Below are 21,300 nucleotides of genomic sequence, written 5' to 3'. Positions count from 1 at the left end.
GCCCAGGCGGGGGTGGCGGCGGCGAGCCCGGCAAGCGCAGAGGTGGCGAGGGCTTCGCGGCGGCTGAGATCGGTCATGCGGGTTCCCGTGGATGGCTGCGTCGGACGACGCCTGGTGCCGATCATCGGGATTCGCGGGGCGGAAGGAAAGAGGGCGAAAAGAAAAGGGCCGGAAGGTTTCCCCTCCGGCCCCTTTCCTTGGGACGGCACCGGCAAAGCCGGTGCTGACGTCGGACGGACTTCGGCGGGCCGAAGTCCGCCGGCCGATCCCGTGCGTGTCCTGCGCCAGCTTGGCTGGCGCAGGCCGCTACGGGATCAGAAGTCCATGCCGCCCATGCCGCCGCCGGGCATTGCCGGCATTGCGGGCTTGTCCTCGGGCAGCTCGGCCACGGTTGCTTCCGTGGTGATGAGCAGGCCCGCGACCGACGCCGCGTTCTGGAGTGCGGTGCGGACGACCTTGGTCGGGTCGATCACGCCGGCCGCAACCAGGTTCTCATAGGTGTCGGTCGACGCGTTGAAGCCGAACGAGGTGTCGTCCTGGTCGAGCAGCTTGCCCGACACGACGGCGCCGTCGTGGCCGGCGTTCTGCGCGATCTGGCGAACCAGGGCGGTCAGCGAGCGGCGAACGATGTCGATGCCGCGGGTCTGGTCCTCGTTCGCACCGGTCAGGCCGGCGAGTGCCTTGGTTGCGTACAGCAGAGCCGTACCGCCGCCCGGGACGATGCCCTCTTCGACGGCTGCGCGGGTTGCGTGCAGCGCGTCGTCGACGCGGTCCTTGCGCTCCTTCACCTCGACCTCGGTCGCACCGCCGACCTTGATCACGGCCACGCCGCCGGCGAGCTTGGCGAGACGCTCTTGGAGCTTCTCACGGTCATAGTCGCTGGTGGTGACTTCGATCTGCTGGCGGATCGCGTCGGTGCGGCCCTTGATCGCGTCGGCTTCACCCGCACCATCGACGATGGTGGTGTTGTCCTTGTCGATCGTGACGCGCTTGGCGGTGCCGAGCATGCCGAGGGTGACGGACTCGAGCTTGATGCCCAGGTCTTCCGAGATGACTTCGCCCTTGGTCAGGATCGCGATGTCCTCGAGCATCGCCTTGCGGCGATCGCCGAAGCCCGGAGCCTTGACCGCTGCGACCTTCAGGCCGCCGCGCAGCTTGTTCACCACGAGCGTGGCCAGAGCCTCGCCCTCGATGTCCTCGGCGATGATCAGGAGCGGACGACCCGACTGAACGACGGCTTCCAGGATCGGGAGCATCGCCTGCAGGTTCGAGAGCTTCTTCTCGTGGATCAGGATGTACGGGTCGTTGAGCTCGACCGTCATCTTTTCCGGGTTGGTGATGAAGTAGGGCGACAGGTAGCCGCGGTCGAACTGCATGCCTTCGACGACGTCGAGCTCGAATTCGAGACCCTTCGCCTCTTCGACGGTGATCACGCCTTCCTTGCCGACCTTCTCCATCGCTTCCGCGATCTTTTCGCCGACTTCACGGTCGCCGTTGGCGGAGATGATGCCGACCTGGGCGACTTCCTGGGTGCCAGCGACGGGCTTGGAGCGGGCCTTCACGTCCTCGACGACCTTGCCGACGGCGAGATCGATGCCGCGCTTGAGGTCCATCGGGTTCATGCCGGCTGCGACCGAGCGCATGCCTTCACGAACGATCGCCTGGGCAAGGACGGTCGCGGTGGTGGTGCCGTCACCGGCGACGTCGTTGGTCTTCGAGGCCACTTCGCGCACCATCTGGGCGCCCATGTTCTCGAACTTGTCCTTGAGTTCGATTTCCTTGGCGACCGAGACACCGTCCTTGGTGATGCGCGGTGCGCCGAAGGACTTGTCGATCACGACGTTGCGGCCCTTGGGGCCGAGCGTCACCTTGACCGCATCGGCCAGGATGTCGACGCCCTTGAGGATGCGCTCACGCGCGTCGCGCGAAAACTTTACTTCCTTGGCTGCCATGTTGGCTATTCCTCTTGCTCAGGCTCCAGCAGACGCAGGAACCTAGGATTCTGGATGCTTGGCTCTGGGCTCCTGCCTGCGCAGGAGCACCGAACCGGGTCAGGAAATCAGCCGACGATCCCCAGGATGTCGCTTTCCTTCATGATGAGCAGGTCTTCGCCATTCACCTTGACCTCGGTGCCCGACCACTTGCCGAAGAGGATGCGGTCGCCAGCCTTGACGTCGAGCGGGGTGACCTTGCCGTCTTCAGCCTTGGTGCCGTTGCCGGCGGCGACGACTTCGCCTTCCTGCGGCTTTTCCTTGGCGGTGTCCGGGATGATGATCCCGCCGGCGGTCTTTTCCTCGGCTTCGACGCGGCGAACGAGCACGCGGTCGTGCAGCGGACGAAAGTTCATGCGCGCTTTCCTTTCTGTGAACAGTGATTGGCACTCACCCGCAGCGAGTGCCAGCAGCCCGCATATGCGATCGCCCTCGCACCTCGTCAACGGGTCGCCGACCCGAAAAAATGCGGTCCGCGCCAGTGCGTGGTGGAAACGCGAGCGGCACCTGGGGAGCGGCAGGTTCGTCCTCCCCCGAACCCGGGAGACGCGCGGTTTACTCGCCTCTGGCGCTGCTTTAGCACCGCCATGACCTGACAAGGGGAAGATGCGCGTGAGACTGGTTCGGGGTGCCTGGAAGTTGCTGGTCGCGGTCAAGGACGGGCTCGTCCTGCTGGCGATGCTGCTGTTCTTCGGCCTGCTGTTCGCGGCGCTGGCCGCCAAGCCCAACCCGGCGATCAAGCCCGGCGCGCTGCTGGTGGCGCTGGACGGCACGGTGGTCGAGCAGCCGAGCGAGATGGACCCGTTCGCAACGCTGAGCGGTGCGAGCGTGGCGCGCGAACACCGGCTGCGCGACGTGGTGCACGCGCTCGACAAGGCGCGCGACGACAAGCGGGTGACGGCGGTGGTGCTGGACCTGGACCGCTTCGTCGGCGGCTATCCCTCCGTGGTGGCGGAGGTCGCCGCCGCGGTCGGCCGAGTGCGGGCAAGCGGCAAGCCGGTGCTCGCCTATGCGACCGGCTACACCGACAGCAGCTATCTGGTGGCCGCGAACGCCAGCGAGATCTGGGTCAACCCGATGGGCGGCGCGATGTTCACCGGGCCGGGCGGGGCGCAGCTCTATTACAAGGGGCTGATCGACAAGCTGGGCATCAACGCCCACGTCTATCGCGTCGGCGAGTTCAAGTCGGCGGTGGAGCCCTATACCCGCGCCGACCAGTCCGAGCCGGCGCGCGCCGCCAACCAGGCGCTCTACGGCGCGGTCTTCGGCCAGTGGCGCGAGGCGGTGGCAAAAGCCCGCCCCAAGGCCAAGGTCGCCGACTTCCTGACCCAGCCGGACAGGCTGGTGGTCGCGGCCGGGGGCGACATCGCCAAGGCCAATCTGGCGGCGGGGCTGGTCGATCGCCTGGGCGACCGCGTCGCGTTCGGCAAGCGCGTGGCCGAGCTGGAGGGCGTCGGGATCGGCGACAAGAAGATCGCCGGCAGCTTCAAGGCGATCCCGCTCCGGAACTGGGTCGCGGCCAACCCGCTGCCCCAGACGGGCGACGCGATCGGCATCCTGACCATCGCGGGCGAGATCGTCGACGGCGACTCCGGCTCCGGCACCGCCGGCGGCGACACGGTGTCGAAGCTGCTGCTCAAGGGCCTGGCCGAAAAGGAGCTGAAGGCGCTGGTGGTGCGGGTCGATTCGCCCGGCGGCTCGGCGCTCGCGTCCGAGCAGATGCGCCAGGCGATCCTGCAGGCCAAGCAGAAGGGTCTGCCGGTCGTCGTCTCGATGGGCGGCCTGGCCGCCAGCGGCGGCTATTGGGTGTCGACGCCCGGCGACGTGGTGTTCGCCGAGCCGAACACCATCACCGGCTCGATCGGCATCTTCGGGCTGATCCCGACGTTCGAGAACACGCTCGCCAAGATCGGCGTGACGACGGACGGCGTGCAGACGACGCCGCTGACCGGCCAGCCCAACGTGATGGGCGGCACCAACGCCACCTTCGACGCGCTGGTGCAGGCGACGATCGAGAACGGATACCGCCGGTTCATCGGCCTGGTCTCCCAGTCGCGCCGGATGACGCCGGAGCGGGTGGACCAGATCGGCCAGGGCCGGGTGTGGGACGGCGGCACCGCGCGGCAGCTGGGGCTGGTCGACCGGTTCGGCACGCTTTCCGACGCGGTGGCCGAGGCGGCGCGACGCGCCAAGCTCGACCCGGCCAAGGTGCATGCGGAGTATCTGGAGAAGGAGCCGGGCGCGCTGGAGCAGTTCCTGGCGGCGATGAACGCGGGCGAGGAGGACCAGGATCGCGTCGGATCGGCCTCCACCGACCTCGTCTCCCGCCTGGCGGGCGAGCGGCGCGCGCTGCTGGCGCAGGCGCTGGGCGACGCCCGGCGGCTGGTGAAGGGGGGCGCTGCCATGCAGGCGCGCTGCCTGGAGTGCGCCGGGCTGGGGCCGGTGGTGCCGGCGCGTGAGGACGTGCGGCTGATGGACCTGATGCTGGCGCGGTTCGGCCTGTGATCGCAATCCGCGCGGCGACTTCCGACGATGCCGAGGCGATCGCGCAGATCTATGCCGCCTATGTGACCGGCAGCACGATCAGCTTCGAGGAGCAGCCGCCCGACGCCGCCGCCATCGCCGAGCGGATGGCGGAGCACGACGGCTTCTATCCGTGGCTGGTCGCGACCGGCACCGATCCGCTGGGCGAAACCGGCCCGGGCAAGATCCTGGGCTATGCCTATGCCGGGCCGTTCCGGTCGCGCGCGGCCTATCGCTTTTCGGTCGAGACGACGATCTACCTTGCGGGTGGCGCGCATGGGCAGGGTGCGGGGCGGCTGCTCTACGAGGCGCTGATCGTGACGCTGCGCGCGCAGGGCTTCACCCAGGCGATGGGGGTGATCGCGCTGCCCAACGGGCCGTCGATCTCGCTGCACGAGGCGGTGGGGTTCCGCCGCGCCGGCGTGATCCGCTCGATCGGCTACAAGCAGGGCCAGTGGATCGACATCGGCCTGTGGCAATGCGAGCTGGCGCACACGGGCATGCCGCCCGCCGAGCCGCGGCCGTTCCGCGATGTCGGCGTCGTGCGGGGATAGGCTTCGTTCTAGGAGCAGAGGCCGGTGCCCGCTGCCCTGGGGCTCCTGCCCTCGCAGGAACCCGGAGGCGTCAGTGTCGGCCGCGATAGGTTGGCAGGCCGAGCTTCCAGTGGATGGCGGCGGCGCGGAGCAGGAAGCCGGCGGCGGAGGCGCAGAGCGCCGAGGCGAAGCTCGGCATCCCGAGCGAGACCAGCACCACATAGAGGCCGGAGGCGAGCGCTGCGGCGGTGACGTAGAGCTCGGGGCGCATCAGGATGGACGGCTCGCCCGCCAGCATGTCGCGCAGGATGCCGCCTGCGCAGGCCGTCACCACGCCCATGATCGCGGCCGGGATCGGCGGCACGCCGAACTCCAGCGCCTTGGCGACGCCATAGACCGCATAGGCGGCGAGCCCTGCCGCATCGAGCCACTCCAGCGCCTGCTGGCGCCACCAGCGTTGCGGGGTGATCCAGATCAGCACGGCCACCGACAGGCACAGCGCCGCGGTCTGCGCGTCGCGGACCCAGAAGACGGGCGCGCCGATCAGCAGGTCGCGGATCGTGCCGCCGCCGACACCGGTGATGAGCGCGAAGAAGGTGGCGGTCACCAGCGTCTGCGCGCGCTGCGCCGCGGCGAGCGCGCCGGTGGCGGCGAAGACCGCGATGCCGAGCAGGTTGAGGACCTGCAGCACGGGCCCGAGCGAGAGGGTTTCCATCGGCACGACCCCCGCTCGCTAGCGGTTCGTCGCAGATTGCGGAAGCCCGGGGGTTGGCGATGGCGGGCGAAGGAGGGAAAAGGAGGCCATGCAACGTCTTCCACTTTCCGTCCTGCTGGTCGCCGTGCTGCTCGCGGCGCTGGCCGGCTTCGTCGACGCCATCGCCTTTTCGGCCTTCGCCGGCTTCTTCGCCTCCTTCATGAGCGGCAACACGACCCGGCTGGGCGTGGCGATCGCATCCGGGCTGCAGGCCGAACTGCATACGGCCATCGCCTTGATCCTGGCGTTCGTCTCCGGCGTGATGGGGGGTGCGATCGCGGCACGCGCGGGCGGCGTGCGGGGCCGCGAGGCCGTGATGCTGCTGGTGACGGCGCTGCTGGCGCTGGCGGCGCTGTGCCTGGGGTTCGGGCCGCGGCAGCTCGCGCTGGTGCTGCTGGCAGGCGCGATGGGGGCGGAGAACGCCGTGTTCAGCCGCAACGGCGAGGTGCAGGTGGGGCTCACCTACATGACGGGAACGCTGGTGCGCTTCGGCCAGCGGCTGGCGGACGCGCTGATGGGCGTGGGGCCGCGCGCCGGCTGGTGGCGCGATCTGCTGTTCTGGGGCGGGTTCCTGTTCGGCACGCTGGGCGGCGCGGGGGCGTTCCAGCTGGCGGGCGACGGCGCGGTGTGGATCGCGGCGGTGCTGGCGGGGTTGCTGACGCTGCTGGTGGCCCGGATGCCGGCGGGGGAGTGAGGGCGATTCCGCTGTTCGGGCGGGGATAGGGCGGGTTCAGCTCGGGCGCCGTTTTTCTTCTTCGTACCCCGGCGGAGGCCGGGGCCCAGTTGCGGTGCCGTGGCGATCACCGCGTACCTCTCAGGCGCTATCCCAACTGGGCCCCGGCCTTCGCCGGGGTACGGGTGGTCTCGCGTGGGTGCCCGGCCGCCAGGATAGCGCTGGTGGCCCAGGGCGGCGGGCGGGGCGCTTGTTGTCTTGGACTGCTCCCCGCTCAGCGGCACAGGGCCGGATTCGAAAACGGCGCCGGTGGGGTGCCACCGACGCCGATTTCTCTAGGCCAGAGTTCCGCCGATCACATGTGGATCGGCTTGCCCTGCACGGCCATGGCCGCTTCCTTGATCGCTTCCGAATGGGTCGGGTGCGCGTGGCAGGTGTAGGCGATGTCCTCGCTGGTGGCGCCGAACTCCATCGCCTGGGCGGCCTGGGCGATCATGGTGCCCGCCACCGAGGTGATGATCCAGACGCCCAGCACGCGGTCGCTCTTGGCGTCGGCGATGACCTTCACGAAGCCCGCGGTGTCGTCGATCGCCTTGGCGCGGCTGTTGGCCATCATCGGGAACTTGCCGACCTTGATCTCGCCGCGTTCCTTGGCCTGCTCTTCGGTCAGGCCGACGCCGGCGATCTCCGGGTGGGTGTAGACGACGCCGGGGATGACGTCGTGGTTCACGATGCCGGTGAGGCCGGCGATGTTCTCGGCCACCGCGACGCCCTCGTCCTCGGCCTTGTGCGCGAGCATCGGGCCGGGGATCACGTCACCGATCGCCCACACGCCGTCGATGGCGGTGCGGAAGTCATGGTCGGTCTCGATCTGGCCGCGCTGGTTGAGCTGAAGGCCGATCTTGTCGAGGCCGAGGCCTTCCGTGTTCGGGCGGCGGCCGATCGCAACGAGCACGGCGTCCGCTTCCAGGGTTTCGGCAGCGCCGCCGGCTGCCGGCTCGACCGTCACGGTCGCGCGGCCGCCGTCGACGGCAACGCCGGTGACCTTGGTCGACAGCTTGAGCTCCATGCCCTGCTTCTTGAAGATCTTGGCGGCTTCCTTGCGGACTTCGCCGTCCATGCCGGGGAGCAGCTGATCGAGATACTCGACCACGGTCACCCTGGCGCCCAGACGCTTCCACACCGAGCCGAGCTCCAGGCCGATCACGCCGCCGCCGATCACGACGAGGTGCTCCGGCACCTTTTCGAGGGTCAGCGCGCCGGTCGAGTCGACGACGACCTTCTGGTCGATGGTCACGCCCGGCAGCGGGGTCACCGACGAACCGGTGGCAATGACGATGTTCTTGGCGGTGACGGTGCGGTCGCCGACCTGGACGGTGTGCGCGTCCTGGAAGGTGGCGAGGCCCTTCACCCACTCGACCTTGTTCTTCTTGAACAGATACTCGATGCCGCCGGTGAGGCCGCTCACGGCCTTGTCCTTGTCGGCCATCATCACGGAAAGGTCGAGCTCGACGCCCGAGAGCTTCACGCCATGCTTGGCGAGGACGCCCGAAACCGCTTCGTCGAATTTCTCGGACGCGTTGAGGAGCGCCTTCGAAGGAATGCAGCCGACGTTGAGGCAGGTGCCGCCCAGCGTCTCGCGGCTTTCCGCGCAGGCGGTCTTGAGACCGAGCTGTGCCGCGCGGATCGCGGCGACATAGCCGCCGGGGCCGGCACCGATCACGAGAACGTCGAAGTCGTATTCAGCCATTGCTCACTCCTTCGTGCTCCTGCGAAGGCAGGAGCCCAGGGTTGCTGGCGGTGTCGCTCGTGGCTCTGGCCTCCTGCCTTCGCAGGAGCACTAGGGGCGGGCGACTTCCGGCCACAAATCCTTCCACAGCGGGTTGGATCGCTCGACAAGGGCGATTTTCCAAGCCCGCTTCCATTTCTTTATCTGGAGTTCGCGATGTCGCGCGGCTTCCAGATCATCGTGCGCCTCGTACCAGACGAGCAGCTTGCAGTCGTGCTCCTTGGTGAAGCCGTCCACGAGGCCGGTGCGATGCTGGTACACCCGGGCGGGCAAGTCGCTGGTGACGCCAGTGTAGGTCGTCCCATTGCGCTGGTTCGCCATGATGTAGACGCAGCCGGCCTTCGTCTTCGCCTCCCAGTCCTGTGCTCCTGCGGAGGCAGGAGCCTAGGGTCACAAGCGGTGCGCTCCGTCACCCTGGCTCCTGCTTTCGCAGGAGCACAAGGTGGCAGAAGCTTACAGGTCGATCAGCAGGCGGGTCGGGTCCTCGATCGCGTTCTTGAGCGCGGCGAGGAAGGTCACTGCCTCACGACCGTCGATGATGCGGTGGTCGTAGCTGAGGGCGAGGTACATCATCGGGCGGACGACGACCTGGCCGTTGCGGACCACGGGGCGCTCCTCGATGCGGTGGAGGCCCAGCACCGCCGACTGCGGCGGGTTGATGATCGGGGTCGACATCAGCGAGCCGAACACGCCGCCGTTGGAGATGGTGAAGGTACCGCCCTTCATCTCGTCCATCTTGAGCGTGCCTTCCTTGGCGCGCTTGCCGAAGTCGCCGATCGTCTTTTCGACCTGCGCCACCGACATCTGGTCGGCCGAGCGGATCACCGGGACGACCAGGCCCTGCGGCGCGGAAACCGCGACCGAGATGTCGGCATAGTCGTGATAGACGATCTCGTCGCCCTCGATGTAGGCGTTGACCGAGGGGATGTCCTTCAAGGCCATGCACGCGGCCTTCACGAAGAAGCCCATGAAGCCCAGGCGAACGCCGTGCTTCTTTTCGAACAGGTCCTTGTACTTGGCGCGCGCCTCCATGACCGCGGTCATGTCGACGTCGTTGAAGGTGGTCAGCAGGGCTGCGGTGTCCTGCGCTTCCTTCAGGCGGCGGGCGATGGTCTGGCGCAGGCGCGTCATCTTGACGCGCTCTTCGCGACGCTCGCCACCGGCAGCGACAGGCGCCGCTGCGGGAGCGGCTGCCGGGGCCGCGGCGGGGGCTGCGGCCGGCTTGTTCGACGCGGCGGCGACGATGTCTTCCTTGGTCAGGCGACCGTCCTTGCCGCTGCCCTTCACGGTCGCCGGATCGACGCCATGCTCGAGGATCGCGCGGCGCACCGACGGCGACAGCGCAGCGGCGTCGACGTTGCCGCCGGCCTCCTGCGGGGCGGCTGCCGGAGCCGGAGCCGCGGCGGTGCTGCCGGCCTCGGGCGCGGCCGTCTTCGCCGGGGCGCCGTCGCCCGCGTCGATGGTGGCGATCATCGCGCCAACCGAGACGGTGTCGCCCGGCTGGACGGCATGGGCGCCCATCACGCCCGCGACGGGCGAGGGGACTTCGACCGAGACCTTGTCGGTCTCAAGGCTGGCGATGGGCTCGTCGGCCTTCACGGGGTCGCCCGGCTGCTTGAGCCATTCGCCCAGCGTCGCTTCGGTGATCGATTCGCCCAGTACGGGAACAAGGACTTCGGTTGCCATGGGTCTTCCTCTTGGTTCCCCGCCAGGGGACGCAGACATTGGGTTCGGATCAGGCGGTAGGCTTGCCGACGGGCGCGTCGTCGGTCTTGCGCGTGCGGCGGATTTCCTCGCGCACGTTGTGGCCGAGCGCATCGGCGACCAACGCACCCTGTTCCGCGGTGTGGCGCTTCATGAGGCCGGTCGCAGGGGAGGCGGCAGCGGCACGACCCGCGTAGCGCGCGCGCGGCACACGGGTGCCCGCCTTTTCCAGCGCTTCCTCGATCAGCGGCTCGACGAAGAACCAGTAGCCGTTGTTCTTCGGCTCTTCCTGAGCCCAGACCACGTCCTGGAGGTTCGGCATGCGCTTCAGACGCTCGACCAGCGGCTCGCCCGGGAAGGGATAGAGCTGCTCGACGCGCACGATCGCGGTGTTCTTGTCGCCCGCCGCGTCGCGTGCCTCGATCAGGTCGTAGGCGACCTTGCCCGAGCACAGCACCAGGCGCGTGACCTCCGTGTCGGCCGGGGCCGAGGGATCGGAGAGCAGGCGGTGGAACTGGCTGTCGCCCAGGAACTCCTCGGTCGTCGACACGGCCATCTTGTGGCGCAGCAGCGACTTCGGCGTCATGAGGATGAGCGGCTTGCGGAAGTTGCGATGCATCTGGCGACGCAGCAGGTGGAAATAGTTCGCCGGCGAGGTGACGTTGGCGACCTGCATGTTGTCCTGCGCGCACAGCTGCAGGAAGCGCTCGGGGCGTGCGGAGCTGTGCTCCGGACCCTGGCCTTCATAGCCGTGCGGCAGCAGCATCACGAGGCCGTTGGCGCGCAGCCACTTGGCTTCTCCGCTCGCGATGAACTGATCGATCATGATCTGCGCGCCGTTCACGAAGTCGCCGAACTGCGCCTCCCACAGCACCAGCGTCTTGGGGTCGGTCAGCGCATAGCCGTATTCGAAGCCGAGCACGCCATACTCGCTGAGCGGCGAATCGAGCACCTCGAACCGGCCGTGCTCGACCTGCTGGAGCGGCACGTACTTGTGCTCGTCCTTCTGGTCGACCCAGACGGCGTGGCGCTGCGAGAAGGTGCCGCGGCCCGAGTCCTGGCCCGAAAGGCGGACGCCGAAGCCTTCGGAGAGCAGCGAGCCGAACGCCAGCGCTTCCGCGGTCGCCCAGTCGAAGCCCTGGCCGGTCTTGAACATCTGCCGCTTGGCCTCGAGCACGCGGCCGAGCGTCTTGTGGATCTCGATGTCCGCCGGGATCTCGGTCAGCGTGCGGCCGAGCGAGTCGAACAGCTTGGCCTCGATGCCGGTGTCGGCGGTGCGGCGCGCGGTCTCCGGGTCGGCCGGCATGTGCAGGCCCGACCAGCGGCCCGCGAACCAGTCCGCGCGGTTGGCCTTGTAGCTCTTGGCGCTCTCGAACTCGCCTTCCAGCAGCGTCGTGAACTCGTGCGTCTTGCCGTCCACGAACGCCTGGTCGACCACGCCTTCCGTGATCAGGCGCTTGGAATAGATTTCCGAGACCGGCGGGTGGGTCTTGATCTTGGCGTACATCAGCGGCTGGGTGAACGAGGGCTCGTCGCCCTCGTTGTGGCCGAAGCGGCGGTAGCACCACATGTCGATCACGACGTCGCGCTTGAAGGTCTGGCGGAACTCGATCGCGACCTTGCAGGCGAAGGTCACGGCTTCGGGATCGTCGCCGTTGACGTGCAGGATCGGCGCCTGGACGCCCTTGGCGACGTCCGACGGGTAGGGCGAGGAGCGCGCGAACTGCGGGCTCGTCGTGAAGCCGACCTGGTTGTTGATGACGAAGTGGACGCAGCCGCCGGTGTTGTAGCCGCGGATGCCGGAGAAGCCGAGGCACTCCCAGACGATGCCCTGGCCGGCGAAGGCCGCGTCGCCGTGGATCAGCACCGGCAGCACCTGCTCATGATCGGCCAGGTCGTTACGCACGGTCTGGATCGCGCGCGACTTGCCGAGCACGACCGGGTTCACCGCCTCGAGGTGCGAGGGGTTGGCGACCAGCGACATGTGGACGGTGATGTCGTCGAAGCTGCGGTCGGTGGAGGTGCCGAGGTGATACTTCACGTCGCCCGAGCCGCCGACGTCCTCCGGGTTGGCCGAGCCGCCCGAGAATTCGTGGAAGATCACGCGGAACGGCTTTGCCATCACGTTGGCGAGCACGTTCAGGCGGCCGCGGTGGGCCATGCCGTAGACGATCTCGCGAACGCCCATCTGGCCGCCGTACTTGATCACCGACTCGAGCGCCGGGATCATCGATTCGCCGCCGTCCAGGCCGAAGCGCTTGGTGCCGACGTACTTGCGGCCCAGGAACTTCTCCCACTGCTCGGCCTCGATGACCTTGGAGAGGATCGCCTTCTTGCCGTCGACCGTGAACTGGATGGCCTTGTCCTTGCCCTCCATGCGGTCCTGGAGGAAGCGGCGCTCCTCCACGTCGGCGATGTGCATGTATTCGAGGCCGACGTTGCCGCAATAGTTGGCGCGCAGGATCGTCACCAGCTCGCGGATGGTCGCGGTCTCGAGGCCCAGCGTCCCGCCCAGATAGACCGGACGGTCGATCTCGGCATCGCTGAAGCCGTAATATTCGGTGGTGAGATCGGCCGGCAGCTCGCGATGGGGCGAGAGGCCGAGCGGATCGAGATTGGCGGCCAGGTGACCGCGCACGCGATAGGTGCGGATCAGCATCTGCGCGCGGATCGCGTCGCCGGCTGCCTTGGCGATGTCGGCGGTGGAGGCCTGCGCGGGGGCCGCGGCCGGTGCCGGCGCGGGCTTGCCGCCGCCCTTTGCGGGCTTGGGCGCGGGCTCCATCTGGGTCGGGTCGAGCGCTGCGGTCAGCGCGTCGGTTTCGGTCAGCGGCCAGCGCTTGCTCTGCCAGCTGGGGCCGGAGACCGCACCCTCGAGCCCGTCGAACCACTGGCGCCAGCCAGCGTCGACGCTGGCGGGATCCGCCTTGTAGCGGGTGTAGAGCGTCTCCACGAACGCCGGGCTGACGCCGGCTGCGATATCGGAGAAATCCTGGCCTTCGTAGCCCATGGTGCGTCCTGTCCGTCCGTTCGTCCCGAGAAACCGTCGAGGGACGTGCCGCGCGCTCCGGCGTGTCGCGGGCGACACACAAGATGGGAACGCGCGGCGGTGTCTTTAACCCTTCAGCACTTCCAGCAGCGTCGAGCCGAGCTCGCTGGGCGAAGCGGCGACCTTGATGCCGGCTTCTTCCATCGCCGCGATCTTGTCCTCGGCGCCGCCCTGGCCGCCCGAGACGATCGCACCGGCGTGGCCCATGCGGCGACCCGGAGGCGCCGTGCGGCCGGCGATGAAGCCTGCCATCGGCTTCTTGCGGCCGCGCTTTGCCTCGTCCTTGAGGAACTGGGCTGCTTCTTCCTCGGCCGAGCCGCCGATCTCGCCGATCATGATGATCGACTGGGTCGCGTCGTCGGCCAGGAACAGCTCGAGCACGTCGATGAAGTTGGTGCCATTGACCGGATCGCCGCCGATGCCGACGGCCGTGGTCTGGCCGAGGCCTGCGTTCGAGGTCTGGAACACCGCCTCATAGGTGAGGGTGCCCGAGCGCGACACGACGCCGACCGAGCCCTTCTTGAAGATCGAGCCCGGCATGATGCCGATCTTGCACTCGCCCGGCGTCAGCACGCCCGGGCAATTCGGGCCGATCAGGCGCGACTTGGAACCCGACAGCGCGCGCTTCACGCGGACCATGTCGAGCACGGGAATGCCCTCGGTGATGGCGACGATCAGCGGGATCTCCGCGTCGATCGCTTCCAGGATCGAGTCGGCCGCGAAGGGCGGCGGCACGTAGATGACCGAGGCGTCGGCGCCGGTCTTCGACTTGGCTTCGGCGACGGTGTTGTAGACCGGCAGGCCGAGGTGCTCGGTGCCGCCCTTGCCCGGCGTCACGCCGCCGACCATCTGCGTGCCGTATTCCAGCGCTGCCTTGGTATGGAAGCTGCCGGTTTCGCCGGTCATCCCCTGGGTGATGACCTTGGTGTTCTTGTTGACGAGGATGCTCATCTAGTCTCTCGCTCCACTTGCACCCCGGCGGAGGCCGGGGCCCAGTTGGGAAAGGTCAGGGGCGGGCGATGTGCTCGAACAGATCATCCCAATCCGGGTTGAGCCCTTCGATCTCCCGCAACTTCCAGTCCCGTTTCCATTCCTTCATCTGCCGCTCGCGAAGCCTCGCAGCGTCGATGTCCTCGCACGCCTGATACCAGACCAAGCGCTTGCACCCATGCTGCCGCGTGAAACCCGCGACGGCGCCGGTGCGATGTTCCCAGATGCGCTTCGCGAGATCGCTGGTGCACCCGATGTAGATCGTGCCGTTCCGGCGGTTCGCCACCATGTAAACGTAACCGGCACGATCCATTTCCAACCGCTCCCAACTGGACCCCGGCCTTCGCCGGGGTACGGCGGGCCGGGGAGTTGGGGAGGATGGACCTCAGTTCAGGCTGGAGTCGATGCCCTTGCACGCGACCAGCAGTTCCTTGACCGCGTCGACCGACACGGTGAGGTTGGCCTGCGCCTCCTCGGAGAGCTTGATCTCGACGATCTTCTCGACGCCGTCCTTGCCGATGACGATCGGCACGCCGACGTAGAGGTTGTCCACGCCATACTGGCCGGTGAGGTGCGCTGCCGCCGGCAGGACGCGCTTCTTGTCGTAGAGGTAGCTCTCCGCCATCGCGATCGCGGACGTCGCGGGCGCGTAGAAGGCGGAGCCGGTCTTCAGGAGGCCGACGATCTCGCCGCCGCCCGAACGGGTGCGCTGGACGATCGCGTCGATGCGCTCCTTGGTCGAGAAGCCCATCTCGATCAGGTCGCTGACCGGGATGCCCGAGACGGTCGAATATTCGAGCACGGGCACCATGGTGTCGCCGTGGCCGCCGAGCACGAAGCTGTTCACGTCCTTGACCGAGACGTTGAACTCTTCGGCGAGGAAGTGGCTGAAGCGCGCGGAGTCGAGCACGCCGGCCATGCCGACGACCTTGTTGTGCGGGAGGCCCGAGAATTCGCGCAGCGCCCACACCATCGCGTCGAGCGGGTTGGTGATGCAGATGACGAATGCATCGGGGGCGTTGGCAGCAATGCCCTCACCAACGGCCTTCATGACCTTGAGGTTGATGCCCAGCAGGTCGTCGCGGCTCATGCCCGGCTTGCGAGCGACGCCGGCGGTGACGATGATCACGTCCGCGCCTGCGATGTCGGCATAGTCGTTGGAGCCGGTGATCTTGGCGTCGAAGCCTTCGACCGGGCCGCACTGGCTGAGGTCGAGCGCCTTGCCCTGGGGAACGCCCTCGACCACGTCGAACAGGACGATGTCGCCAAGGTTCTTGAGCGCTGCGAGGTGGGCGAGCGTGCCGCCAATGTTACCGGCGCCGATGAGCGCGATCTTCTTGCGGGCCATGAATCCTCCCGTGTGGATGCCGCGGTTCATTGGGAACCGCAATCGGGCGGGCATTACTCCCTTTGGGGAGCCCGAACAACCCGGGAAACCCACTATCTTTGCAGCTGCGAAGCAATTGCAATAAGGATCAGGCGCCGCGGAAAACCGAAGCTTGCAGCGGGATGAACAACGCGCTTGGCGGCAAACGGTTGCCCCATTCGCGGCACCGCTGGCCGGGCTGGGGAGGCGGTTGAACGCCCCCGCTCGGGTCAGGCGCCGTCCGCCGCCGCCTCGCCATGGCCGGCGGCGAGATAGTCTTCCGATCGCATCTCGTTGAGGCGGGAAACGGTGCGCTCGAACTCGAACGCGCCGTCGCCCTGCTCGTAGAGGTGCTCGGGAAGCGCGTCGGCGGCGGCGAGCAGCTTCACCTTGTGCTCGTAGAGCGCGTCGATGAGGGTGACGAAGCGGGCGGCTTCGTTGCGGTTCTCCGGCCCCAGGCGCGGGATGCCGACCAGGATGACGGTGTGATAGTGGCGCGCGATCGCGAGATAGTCGGGCGCGCCGCGGGCCTCCCGGCACAGTCGCTTGAAGCTGAAGACGGCGACGCCCTTCAGCGACTTGGGCACGTGGAGCGTGCGGCCGCCGTGGACGGCGAGCTCCTCGCTCGGGACATGGTCGCGGTCCTCGACCGGATAGTCGGTGAGGCGGAAAAAGGCCGCGGAGAGCTTGGCGGTCGCCTCCGGACCGTTCGGCACCAGCCAGGTGTCCATCACCCCCAGGCGGTCGCGGCGATAGTCGACGGGACCGTTGAGCGGCATCACGTCGAGCCGCTCCTTCAGCAGCGCGACGAAGGGCAGGAAGCTCTCTCGCTGGAGGCCGTTCTTGTAGAGATCGTCGGGCGGGCGGTTGGAGGTCGCTACCACCGTCAGGCCGTGCGTCATCATCTCGCTGAACAGGCGCGAGAGCACCATCGCATCGGCGGTGTTGTTGATGACCATCTCGTCGAACGCGAGCAGGCGCAGGCCCTCCGCCATCGCAGCGGCGACGGGCGGCACGGGATTGCCCGCCTCGCGCTTGCGCTCGACGTTCAGGCGGTCGTGCACCTCCAGCATGAACTCGTGGAAGTGGACGCGGCGCTTCTCGGGAATCGCGACGCAGTGGAACAGCAGGTCCATCAGCATCGACTTGCCGCGGCCGACGCCGCCCCAGAGGTAGACGCCGCGTGGGCTGGGTGCCTGCCGGCCGGTGAGGCGCGCGAGCAGCCCGCGGGACGGCGGTGCTTCGAACTCGGTGGCGAGGCGATCGAGGCGGACGGCGGCGGCGCGCTGGTCGGGATCGGCGCGCAGTTCGCCGGCGGCGATCAGCGAGTCGTAGCGGGCGAGAACCTGGGCCAAGCGGGACACTCCCGCACCGCCGGTTCGCGCAGTCGGCAACGGTGCGTCGGGCGCCGTAGAGGGGCGCTAGGTGTCGCGACTGCGACCGACAAGGAAAGGGGCCGCCCGCAGGCGGCCCCGGAGGATCAGAGCGTGCGCTCGAGTTCCAGCTTCTTCACTTCGGCGATCGCCTTGGCCGGGTTCAGGCCCTTGGGGCAGACGTTCGCGCAGTTCATGATCGTGTGGCAGCGATAGAGGCGGAAGGGATCTTCCAGCTCGTCGAGTCGCTCACCCGTCATCTCGTCGCGGCTGTCGGCGAGCCAGCGATAGGCCTGGAGCAGGATCGCCGGGCCCAGGAACTTGTCGCTGTTCCACCAGTAGCTGGGGCACGAGGTCGAGCAGCAGGCGCACAGAATGCACTCGTAGAGGCCGTCGAGCTTCGCACGGTCTTCCGGCGACTGCAGCCGCTCCTTGCCCGAGGGGGCCGGGGTGACGGTCTGCAGCCACGGCTTGATCGAGCTGTACTGCGCGTAGAAGTGGGTGAAGTCCGGGACCAGGTCCTTGATCACGTCCATGTGGGGGAGCGGCGTGATGCGCACCTCACCCTTGATGTCCTCAATCGCGGTCGTGCAGGCGAGGCCGTTGCGGCCGTCGATGTTCATCGCGCACGAGCCGCAGATGCCCTCGCGGCACGAACGGCGGAAGGTGAGCGACGGGTCCTGCTCGCTCTTCATCTTGATGAGCGCGTCGAGCACCATCGGGCCGCATTCGTCGAGGTCGATCTCGAACTTGTCGTAGCGCGGGTTCTCGCCCGTGTCCGGGTCGTAGCGATAGACCTTGAACTTCTTGACCCGGCCGGCGTCCGCCGCCGCCTTGTGCTCGCGGGACTTGCCGGTGATTTTGCTGTTCTTGGGCAGGGAAAATTCGGCCATTGCGCGGATTCCGTCAGCTCTGGATGCGGTGGGGCGACGCAGGCCCCGGGGCGATTTGGGCTTCCGATACATGACCCCTGCCGCTGTCGCAAACGGCAAGCGCGCTTTTCTGAGGTCAAGGGGGGTTGGGTGATGGGGAACCGCGCACAAGCCCGGCGGAGGCCGGGGCCCAGTTGCGGCGAACTCGCGGTGGGGTGCCTGCCTCAAGCCGCAACCCAACTGGGCCCCGGCCTTCGCCGGGGTACGGGCCTGCGTGAGAGGTCCGCGCCTCAGATGACGTCGAGCACCAGGCGGCGGCGCTTGGCTTCCTCCGCCTCGATGTACCAGTTGGAGGGAGCCTTCTCGACCAGCTCCTCGAACGGCACGTCGGAGCCGGCGACGAGATCGCGGAAGCCCTCTTCCTCGATGCGGATCGAATGCTCGATCTCGTGGAGCTTGGCCTTGAGCGTGTAGCTGAGCGTCTTGAGCGGCCCCGAAAGCTCGACGGAGCTGGACATGAGTCGCTCGTGGAGCATCAGGCGCGTGCCCTTGGTCAGAAAGCGCGTCTCGACCGGGAAGGCGGCCATGAAGGTGGCGCCGGCGGAGTAGACCGCGACCTTGCCGAGGAACAGGATCTCGCGGCCGGAATATTCGCGCAGCAGGCGTACGTCGTCGCCCATCGCGCGCGCGACCTCCGGATCGCCGCCCAGGGTGGAGATCGAGATCACCAGCGAGCCTTCTGCAGGGGCGTTGGCCATCTGCTGCCGGAAGTTGGCGTACATGGAATGGTCGACCGGCCCGGCGAGATGGACATGCGGCGCGGCGAGGAGCGGATATTGGGTGGCGTCGGTCATGGCGCGCTAACCGAGGCGCTGTCCGATGGTTCCGAAGACGCGCGAGTCGCGCCCAAAGAAAAAGGGGCAGACGTTGCCGTCCGCCCCTTTGTCGGGTTCGTCGTTTCGACGGGATCAGTACACGCGCTTCTTGGGCTTGATGTAGTCGATCTCGTCGGTGAGCGTGTAGTCGTGCACCGGACGCGTATCGAGGCTGGTCGAGCCGCCCTTGCCGCCCCAGCCATCGAAGGTCGCGATGGTGTGCTTCATCCAGTTGGCGTCGTCGCGCTCCGGGAAGTCCTCGTGCATGTGCGCGCCGCGGCTTTCCTTGCGGTTGATCGCGCCGCGGATCGTCACCAGCGCCTGGCCGATCAGGTTGTCGAGCTCCATGGTCTCGACCAGGTCGGTGTTCCAGATCAGTGAGCGATCGGTGATGCCGATGTCCTGCATGCCCGCATAGATGCCCTCCATCTTGGTGACACCCTCGGCCATCAGCTCGTCGGTGCGGAACACGGCACAGTGGCGCTGCATCGTCTTCTGCATGTCGAGGCGCAGCTGCGCGGTGGGCGTGCCGCCCTTGGCATTGCGGAAGTGGTCGAGGCGGCCGAGCGCCATTTCTTCCGAGCCCTTGGGCAGCGGGTTGTGCGCGGTGCCGGGCTTGATCGTCTCCTTGATGCGCAGGCCGGTGGCGCGGCCGAACACGACGAGGTCGATCAGCGAGTTGGAGCCGAGGCGGTTGGCGCCGTGCACCGACACGCAGGCCGCTTCGCCCACCGCGAACAGGCCGGGGACGACCGCATCCGGGTTGCCGTCGCGCTTGTGCACGACCTCACCGTGGAAGTTCGTCGGGATGCCGCCCATGTTGTAGTGGACGGTCGGGACGACCGGCAGCGGCTGGCGCGTCAGGTCGACGCCGGCAAAGATCTTGCCGGTTTCGGTGATGCCGGGAAGCCGCTCGGCCAGCACCTTGGGATCGATGTGATCGAGGTGCAGGAAGATGTGGTCGCCTTCCTTGCCGACGCCGCGACCCTCGCGGATCTCCATCGCCATCGAGCGCGACACGACGTCGCGCGACGCCAGGTCCTTGGCCGACGGGGCATAGCGCTCCATGAAGCGCTCACCCTCGGAGTTGGTGAGATAGCCGCCTTCGCCGCGCGCACCCTCGGTGATGAGGACGCCTGCACCATAGATGCCGGTCGGGTGGAACTGCACGAACTCCATGTCCTGGAGCGGCAGGCCTGCGCGCAGCACCATGCCGCCGCCGTCGCCGGTGCAGGTATGGGCCGAGGTCGCCGAGAAATAGCAGCGGCCGTAGCCGCCGGTCGCGAGCACCGTCGCATGGCTGCGGAAGCGGTGGATCGAGCCGTCTTCCATGCACAGCGCGATCACGCCGCGGCACTGACCATTCTCCATGATCAGGTCGAGCGCGAAATACTCGATGAAGAAGTCGGCGTCGTACTTCAGGCTCTGCTGGTAGAGCGCGTGGAGCATGGCATGGCCGGTGCGGTCGGCCGCGGCGCAGGTGCGCTGCGCGGGCGGGCCTTCGCCCATGTTCTGCATCATGCCGCCGAACGGGCGCTGGTAGATCTTGCCTTCCTGCGTGCGGCTGAACGGCACGCCGGCGTGCTCCAGCTCGTACACGGCGGCAGGCGCCTCACGGCAGAGATATTCGATCGCGTCCTGGTCACCGAGCCAGTCGGAACCCTTGACGGTGTCGTACATGTGCCAGGTCCAGTGGTCCGGACCCATGTTGCCGAGCGAGGCGGCGATGCCGCCCTGCGCCGCGACCGTGTGGCTGCGGGTCGGGAACACCTTGGTGATGCAGGCAGTCTTTAGGCCCGACTCGGCGATGCCCATGGTGGCGCGCAGGCCGGAGCCGCCGGCGCCGACCACCACCGCGTCATAGGTGTGGTCGATGATCTTGTAGGCTTCAGACATCAGGCGGGCGTCCCCGTGAAAGCGATGCGCAGGATCGAGAAGATGGCGAGGCCGGCCCCGAGCGCAGTGAGCAGGTTGAGCACGACGAGCAGAACGACTCGCGTCTCGTCATGCTGATAGTCCTCGATCACGACCTGGAGGCCGAGTCGCGCATGATAGAAGAGGGTGGCGATCAGCAGCGCCATCGGCAGCGCCGCCCAGCCCGAGCTCAGCCACTTCGTGAGGCTGGCGACGTCGTAAGACGGCAGCATCGCGATCGAGAAGAGGAACCACAGGAGCAGCAGCAGGTTCGACCCTGCCGTCAGCCGCTGGTGCCACCAGTGATGGGTGCCCTGCTTGGCGGATCCCAGGCCGCGGACGCGACCGATGCTCGTACCGTTACCCATCAGTGCTTCCCCACCAGCAGCCAGGCCCAGAAGGCGATCGTCGCGAGCGGCGAGAAGACCATGGTGGCCATTGCCGTCATCTTGCCCTTGCGCAGCTCATAGCCGGCGCCGATGTCGAGCACGAGGTGGCGGACGCCGCTCGCCATGTGCTGGAACACGGTGAGGGTCAGGCCGATGCCGACCACATAGCCGATCACGTTGAGCCCGCCGCCCGACACCGTGAAGACGTCGACAAAGGTGGCATAGCTGTCTTCGCCGCCGGCGATCGCCGCCAGCCACCAGACCAGCAGGCCCAGGCCCACAGAATTGGCGACGCCGGTGGCGCGGTGCAGAATCGAGACCAGCATGTGCGGGCCCCAGCGCCAGATGCCGAGGTGTGGCGACAGCGGGCGCGCATATGGTTTGGAAGCCAAGTCAGTTCCTTTCGCGAACCGCGCCTATCTACCCGGGGGGCGGTGTGATGCAAGACGCAAGAGCCCGGGTATGCCGACGTAAACGGCCCGACGGCGAATATCGTGGTGCGCCAGTT

The 21,300-nt window shown here is 67.7% G+C and carries 19 protein-coding genes; 3 read left to right on the top strand and 16 right to left on the bottom strand.

The window, feature by feature from the left end; translation table 11 throughout:
* Positions 1 to 314: 314 nt before the first annotated feature.
* The gene (gene groL / locus MHZ35_RS12975) at positions 315 to 1,952 is read right to left on the bottom strand and encodes a chaperonin GroEL (RefSeq protein WP_125961799.1); all 1,638 of its coding nucleotides are present in this window, start codon (positions 1,950 to 1,952) and stop codon (positions 315 to 317) included.
* Between the two features lie 107 nt (positions 1,953 to 2,059).
* The gene (groES, locus tag MHZ35_RS12970; RefSeq protein ID WP_125961798.1) at positions 2,060 to 2,347 is read right to left on the bottom strand and encodes a co-chaperone GroES; all 288 of its coding nucleotides are present in this window, start codon (positions 2,345 to 2,347) and stop codon (positions 2,060 to 2,062) included.
* 256 nt (positions 2,348 to 2,603) lie between these two features.
* On the opposite strand from groES, the gene sppA reads away from it, so the two are divergent.
* Together sppA and MHZ35_RS12960 are read left to right on the top strand one after the other, a co-directional pair.
* Complete coding sequence (sppA, locus tag MHZ35_RS12965; RefSeq protein WP_239436033.1) at positions 2,604 to 4,496, top strand: signal peptide peptidase SppA; 1,893 nt, start codon at positions 2,604 to 2,606, stop codon at positions 4,494 to 4,496.
* Positions 4,493 to 5,068: a GNAT family N-acetyltransferase gene (locus tag MHZ35_RS12960; RefSeq protein WP_239436032.1), complete on the top strand. Its 576-nt coding sequence runs from the start codon at positions 4,493 to 4,495 to the stop codon at positions 5,066 to 5,068. The genes sppA and MHZ35_RS12960 overlap by 4 nt, the downstream gene beginning before the upstream one ends.
* Positions 5,069 to 5,138: 70 nt before the next feature.
* Here MHZ35_RS12960 and MHZ35_RS12955 read toward each other — a convergent pair whose 3' ends face one another.
* Complete coding sequence (locus tag MHZ35_RS12955) at positions 5,139 to 5,762, bottom strand: trimeric intracellular cation channel family protein (protein WP_129342428.1); 624 nt, start codon at positions 5,760 to 5,762, stop codon at positions 5,139 to 5,141.
* A gap of 88 nt (positions 5,763 to 5,850) precedes the next feature.
* Between MHZ35_RS12955 and MHZ35_RS12950 the strand changes: the two genes are divergently transcribed.
* Entirely contained in the window at positions 5,851 to 6,495 is a 645-nt protein-coding gene (locus MHZ35_RS12950; protein ID WP_239436031.1) for a DUF1275 family protein, read from the top strand.
* Positions 6,496 to 6,829: 334 nt separating this feature from the next.
* Here MHZ35_RS12950 and lpdA read toward each other — a convergent pair whose 3' ends face one another.
* The 13 genes from lpdA to sdhC form a co-directional block, all read right to left on the bottom strand.
* Positions 6,830 to 8,224, bottom strand: a complete 1,395-nt coding sequence (lpdA, locus tag MHZ35_RS12945; RefSeq protein ID WP_239436030.1) for a dihydrolipoyl dehydrogenase — start codon at positions 8,222 to 8,224, stop codon at positions 6,830 to 6,832.
* Between the two features lie 90 nt (positions 8,225 to 8,314).
* Positions 8,315 to 8,587 carry a GIY-YIG nuclease family protein gene (locus MHZ35_RS12940; protein ID WP_342453525.1) on the bottom strand — a complete coding sequence of 91 codons (273 nt, stop codon included), beginning with the start codon at positions 8,585 to 8,587 and terminating at the stop codon, positions 8,315 to 8,317.
* 129 nt (positions 8,588 to 8,716) lie between these two features.
* A complete protein-coding gene (gene odhB, locus MHZ35_RS12935) occupies positions 8,717 to 9,949 on the bottom strand; it encodes a 2-oxoglutarate dehydrogenase complex dihydrolipoyllysine-residue succinyltransferase (protein WP_239436028.1) in 1,233 nt (410 codons plus the stop codon).
* Positions 9,950 to 9,998: 49 nt separating this feature from the next.
* Positions 9,999 to 12,974 (bottom strand): 2-oxoglutarate dehydrogenase E1 component, encoded by a 2,976-nt coding sequence (locus MHZ35_RS12930; RefSeq protein WP_239436027.1) that lies wholly within the window; start codon positions 12,972 to 12,974, stop codon positions 9,999 to 10,001.
* 105 nt (positions 12,975 to 13,079) lie between these two features.
* The gene (gene sucD / locus MHZ35_RS12925; RefSeq protein ID WP_239436026.1) at positions 13,080 to 13,964 is read right to left on the bottom strand and encodes a succinate--CoA ligase subunit alpha; all 885 of its coding nucleotides are present in this window, start codon (positions 13,962 to 13,964) and stop codon (positions 13,080 to 13,082) included.
* 55 nt (positions 13,965 to 14,019) lie between these two features.
* Positions 14,020 to 14,316 (bottom strand): GIY-YIG nuclease family protein, encoded by a 297-nt coding sequence (locus MHZ35_RS12920; RefSeq protein WP_229363435.1) that lies wholly within the window; start codon positions 14,314 to 14,316, stop codon positions 14,020 to 14,022.
* A 72-nt stretch (positions 14,317 to 14,388) separates the two neighbouring features.
* Positions 14,389 to 15,351 carry a malate dehydrogenase gene (gene mdh, locus MHZ35_RS12915; protein WP_239436025.1) on the bottom strand — a complete coding sequence of 321 codons (963 nt, stop codon included), beginning with the start codon at positions 15,349 to 15,351 and terminating at the stop codon, positions 14,389 to 14,391.
* Between the two features lie 248 nt (positions 15,352 to 15,599).
* Positions 15,600 to 16,724: a cell division protein ZapE gene (gene zapE / locus MHZ35_RS12910; protein WP_239436024.1), complete on the bottom strand. Its 1,125-nt coding sequence runs from the start codon at positions 16,722 to 16,724 to the stop codon at positions 15,600 to 15,602.
* A gap of 125 nt (positions 16,725 to 16,849) precedes the next feature.
* A complete protein-coding gene (locus MHZ35_RS12905; protein ID WP_125961780.1) occupies positions 16,850 to 17,635 on the bottom strand; it encodes a succinate dehydrogenase iron-sulfur subunit in 786 nt (261 codons plus the stop codon).
* A gap of 269 nt (positions 17,636 to 17,904) precedes the next feature.
* Positions 17,905 to 18,468 carry an ATP-dependent Clp protease proteolytic subunit gene (locus MHZ35_RS12900; protein WP_239436023.1) on the bottom strand — a complete coding sequence of 188 codons (564 nt, stop codon included), beginning with the start codon at positions 18,466 to 18,468 and terminating at the stop codon, positions 17,905 to 17,907.
* Positions 18,469 to 18,582: 114 nt separating this feature from the next.
* Positions 18,583 to 20,385: a succinate dehydrogenase flavoprotein subunit gene (sdhA, locus tag MHZ35_RS12895; RefSeq protein ID WP_239436022.1), complete on the bottom strand. Its 1,803-nt coding sequence runs from the start codon at positions 20,383 to 20,385 to the stop codon at positions 18,583 to 18,585.
* Positions 20,385 to 20,771, bottom strand: coding sequence for a succinate dehydrogenase, hydrophobic membrane anchor protein (sdhD, locus tag MHZ35_RS12890; protein ID WP_239436021.1), 387 nt, complete (start codon positions 20,769 to 20,771; stop codon positions 20,385 to 20,387). The genes sdhA and sdhD overlap by 1 nt, the downstream gene beginning before the upstream one ends.
* Positions 20,771 to 21,184, bottom strand: coding sequence for a succinate dehydrogenase, cytochrome b556 subunit (gene sdhC / locus MHZ35_RS12885; RefSeq protein WP_125961772.1), 414 nt, complete (start codon positions 21,182 to 21,184; stop codon positions 20,771 to 20,773). Before sdhC ends, sdhD begins: the two co-directional genes overlap by 1 nt.
* Between the last annotated feature and the right edge of the window lie 116 nt (positions 21,185 to 21,300).

It is taken from the genome of Sphingomonas sp. ACRSK, assembly GCF_022346685.1.
Lineage (GTDB): Bacteria > Pseudomonadota > Alphaproteobacteria > Sphingomonadales > Sphingomonadaceae > Sphingomonas > Sphingomonas molluscorum.
The sequence above is the reverse complement of the archived record's forward strand: the minus strand, read 5'-3'. Positions and strand labels throughout refer to the sequence as shown.